1 protein-coding gene and 1 pseudogene are annotated in these 861 nt (G+C 61.4%); both read right to left on the bottom strand.

The annotated features are described in order from the left end of the window. On the bottom strand, window positions 1–568 hold a 568-nt coding region (gene gfa / locus NKJ23_RS34495; protein WP_352579655.1), incomplete at its 3' end, for an S-(hydroxymethyl)glutathione synthase. A gap of 71 nt (window positions 569–639) precedes the next feature. Then, window positions 640–861, bottom strand: a pseudogene (locus NKJ23_RS34490) (S-(hydroxymethyl)glutathione dehydrogenase); the annotation flags it as partial.

The raw sequence follows: 861 nt of genomic DNA, 5'->3' as shown, positions 1-861 counted from the left end.
AGGCCGGCAACGCGCCGGACCTCTTGGCCGTCCAGGTGGCGATATAGTCCATCAGTCCTGGATTGAGGCAATCATAAGGTTCGAGCCCGATCGACTTCAGCTGTGACCTTATGCCGTCCATGCGGCTCGGATCGACACCGGACTCGATGATTGAAGAGACAAAGGCGGTGAAGCCCGGCGGCGACCAGCCGTCTTCCTGGAAGCGTTCGGGATGGATGAAGGACAGCCCCTTGAAAGCGTGGTCGCGCTCGACCGGGCCGTGCATGTGGACGCCGCAGCCGGTGCAGGCATGGCGCAGGATCAGCGCGCCCGGATCGACGATCTTCAGCTTGTCGGCGTTTTCGGTCACCGTCACGTCGTTTGTACCGGCAACCGCCACGACCGAGAACAGCGCGCCTTCCGGCTTCCAGCATTTGGTGCAGCCGCAGGCATGGTTATGGGCGATCTGGCCCTTGACCTTCACCTTGACCGGGTTGCTGGTGCAGGCGCAGACCAGCGTGCCGCCGGCAAAGTCGGCCTTTTCCCGTGGCAGTCCATTGTCGATTTTAGGATGCAGTTTTTCCGGCATTTTTGTCTCCTCCCGTGTTGAACATCTGCATTTTTCGGCCGTTGGCTGGTTAGCCGGCGGCTTTCTCCTCCTCAGTAAACCACCACGCTCCTGATCGACTTGCCTTCATGCATCAGGTCAAAGCCCTTGTTGATGTCCTCGAGCTTCAGCGTGTGGGTGATCATCGGATCGATCTCGATCTTGCCGGCCATGTACCAGTCGACGATCTTCGGCACGTCGGTGCGGCCGCGCGCGCCGCCGAAGGCGGTGCCCATCCAGGTGCGGCCGGTGACCAGCTGGAACGGCCGCGTCGA

The sequence above is a fragment of the Mesorhizobium sp. M0184 genome, from assembly GCF_040322215.1.
GTDB lineage: Bacteria > Pseudomonadota > Alphaproteobacteria > Rhizobiales > Rhizobiaceae > Mesorhizobium.
The sequence above is the reverse complement of the archived record's forward strand: the minus strand, read 5'-3'. Positions and strand labels throughout refer to the sequence as shown.